The organism is uncultured Aliivibrio sp., assembly GCF_946479765.1.
In the GTDB taxonomy this organism is placed as follows: Bacteria; Pseudomonadota; Gammaproteobacteria; order Enterobacterales; family Vibrionaceae; genus Aliivibrio.
This window is the reverse complement of sequence record NZ_CAMLHO010000117.1, coordinates 1-2,633: the sequence shown is the minus strand read 5'-3', so window position 1 is coordinate 2,633 and position 2,633 is coordinate 1. Positions and strand designations below refer to the sequence as shown.

Sequence of the window (2,633 nt, the reverse complement as noted above, 5' to 3'; positions counted from 1 at the left end):
GCTAATGGTTCAATCGCTGAACTGAACCAAAAAACTGCATTCTCAGAGTTCGTATTACGCCTGCATAACACGTTTACTACCAAACAATTATACTTAAAATTGACGCCTTAAAACGAGAAACACCCGACAACCTGAGATGCCGAGTGTAGTAAATCGTGTTGATGCATTTGTTATATTTTCATTAGGACAGCTGAACAAGCATAGACTGTATAATGTCATTATCACTTTGTTCTGTACCGTGACAACAAATAATACCAACGCTACTGCTTTCTATCCTGAACCACTTAACATCATTAACTTTAATGTTGTTCATGGATAAATAGACAGATACTACATTTAGATAATCATCTGAATTAAGGTTATTCGTAACGGCATTATCAATAGCTGATTTGTGTAGATTTTTGAAATCTAAAAACGTCATATCATTTAATGCGTTAACTTGTGACTCAACATCGTCTTTACTAACCGTTTGAACATTTATTTTATTTATTTTTACTGTGATCATTTATAACCCCTTACTTACCAACGTTCAAAAACCACTTCATTATCATCAATATCAAACTGTTGAAGAGAGTATGTTTGATTAAATGGAGCTTTAATTGATGTATACTCGACGTACTTTATAGAACCAACAGTTTGGCCTTGAGAATTTACAATCTCATACTTATATCGTTCATTCTGCCCTAAATTTCCAGCTTCAAATTTGCTGACAAATTTAACCACATCGCCATCATTAATTTTTAACTTGTTTTTCCAATCCATAGTATTACAACCTCTAAATACATTACTGATGTATCACCGAAAATATAACGCCTGCATAACACGTTTGCTACCATGCAGATTAAGCCCAAATTTACCACTTAAGACGGTAAACTCAAAGAAACCTAGAATGCCGAATGTAGCAAATCGTGTTGATGCATTTGTTATGTGCCATTTAGACTCCTAGATGTTTTTTACATCGTCCCCAAGCTGGTATTGCATCAAAGTTCACCACCTTCAGATACTCAGAATGACAAATGTTTAATTTTAAATAATTTAAAACCTTTAACGTCAATAGACCAGGGTTAAACGCAAATGCAATTAGATCAGGAATTAAATCTTTGTTTCTTTCTAGCAATAACTCTATTTTCTCTTTACCGCACCTTTCGTCAAAGAAAAATTCACTTTCATTTATCGCTGGCATCATATGTAACACTCCTTGCGCTGCAGGGTGAGTTAGTTGACATAGTTCCCCATATAGCTCATAGAAATTTTGTCCTGTTTTACTATCTAAATCTCTAATGTACTCAGATGGTTGCTTCGCTTTATGAGTAGTCGGAGCTTTTTCACCTTTTTCAAGTCTTCTTGCATGAGAGTAATGAATCAAAACATTTTCAAGCTCAGTCAATGTGACAAAGTCGCCTCCTCCTTTTTGCAATTTTTTATTCAAAACTTTATTATGCTCAGCCAAAGTAATACTTACATGAAGCAAAGCATCAAAGCTGTCTGCTGTAGACTCAATAAGGGAACGCATCGAAGATGAAAATGGTAAATATAAGCCATTTTCATATGAGTGCTTCATGCCTTTGATCCATTCAAGGTTTTTAGCGATTGAAGACATTGATGCAAAATGCGATCTAAATAAAATCTCTTTGATATATTGAGCATTTGCTTCATCTACATCACTTTCTTCTAGTACTTTAAAATCTGAATGTGACATAAAGTGATATACAGTGTGACTTCTATTAGCCAATACATTCTCGACTAACGGAATATAACAATTAGCTACATCTTTACCTAAAGTTTTTTGGAATGAGTCCATATATAAATAACCTATAATATTTTGATAAAAGCTGTGGGCACATAACGCCGCAATAACACGTGCGAACGACTTAATTACCAAAACCAATTATACCCTAAACCACGAATGCCGAGTGTAATAAGCATCGTGTTGATTGCTTTGTTACACGATCTTTGTCAACGCTTCGCTTTAATTGGTAAAGAATTGATTTACCAAGATTTACTGTAAATTGAGTTTAATTAGACTAGCTCAATTAAGCGAGCAAAATATCACTTCAACGGCAATAACTGTGAAACGAAACAATCCTTTTTCTAGCACCATTTGTACGATTTGGTTTCAGCAAGTTTTGTACTGATAAACCAAATATCTTTGCCACAATTGGGATTAAAAATGCTGCGAGTAAAACACTGATGCAAACTGAAATGAGGCAAAATCACGAACAATTGAAGCGTGAATTAGTTTCTGAAACTCATGAATTTTTGGAAATAATGTTCAGTTGCCGAACCTAATGAAATGAAAACTAAAAGGAAACAAAGAAGAAGGAAAACCACCTACTTTCACACCTAAAAAACTAACGGCTCAATCGCTGAACTGAGCCAAAAAACTGCGTTCTTAGAGTTCGTGTAACGCCTGCATAACACGTTTGCTACCATGTAAATTAAGCTCAAATTTACCAGTTAACACGGTAAACCTAAAGAAACCTAGAATGCCGAATGTAGCAAATCGTGTTGATGCGATTGTTATGTTCGCTCTAACAGTTAATCACGGACGTATCTAAACTTAACATGTGTATCGATGTAAGAATTAAGATCACCGCCAGATACTGCAATGATTTTCATTCTGTCGATGTGCT

At 34.8% G+C, this 2,633-nt stretch carries 3 protein-coding genes; all 3 read right to left on the bottom strand.

Features of this window, described 5'->3' with window-relative positions; genetic code table 11:
* Nucleotides 1–181: 181 nt before the first annotated feature.
* The 3 genes from Q1K78_RS17335 to Q1K78_RS17325 all read right to left on the bottom strand — a co-directional run bounded on the left by Q1K78_RS17335 (nucleotide 182) and on the right by Q1K78_RS17325 (nucleotide 1,801).
* Entirely contained in the window at nucleotides 182–505 is a 324-nt protein-coding gene (locus Q1K78_RS17335) for a hypothetical protein (RefSeq protein ID WP_107274980.1), read from the bottom strand.
* A gap of 14 nt (nucleotides 506–519) precedes the next feature.
* The gene (locus tag Q1K78_RS17330; RefSeq protein ID WP_107274981.1) at nucleotides 520–762 is read right to left on the bottom strand and encodes a hypothetical protein; all 243 of its coding nucleotides are present in this window, start codon (nucleotides 760–762) and stop codon (nucleotides 520–522) included.
* Nucleotides 763–934: 172 nt separating this feature from the next.
* Complete coding sequence (locus Q1K78_RS17325) at nucleotides 935–1,801, bottom strand: hypothetical protein (RefSeq protein WP_300181705.1); 867 nt, start codon at nucleotides 1,799–1,801, stop codon at nucleotides 935–937.
* Nucleotides 1,802–2,633 lie beyond the last annotated feature (832 nt).

Bases quoted from the DNA above. Each gene is read 5' to 3' on its own strand.
- Q1K78_RS17330 (WP_107274981.1), bottom strand. From the start codon at position 762: ATGGATTGGAAAAACAAGTTAAAAATTAATGATGGCGATGTGGTTAAA.
- Q1K78_RS17325 (WP_300181705.1), bottom strand. From the start codon at position 1,801: ATGGACTCATTCCAAAAAACTTTAGGTAAAGATGTAGCTAATTGTTAT.
- Q1K78_RS17335 (WP_107274980.1), bottom strand. From the start codon at position 505: ATGATCACAGTAAAAATAAATAAAATAAATGTTCAAACGGTTAGTAAA.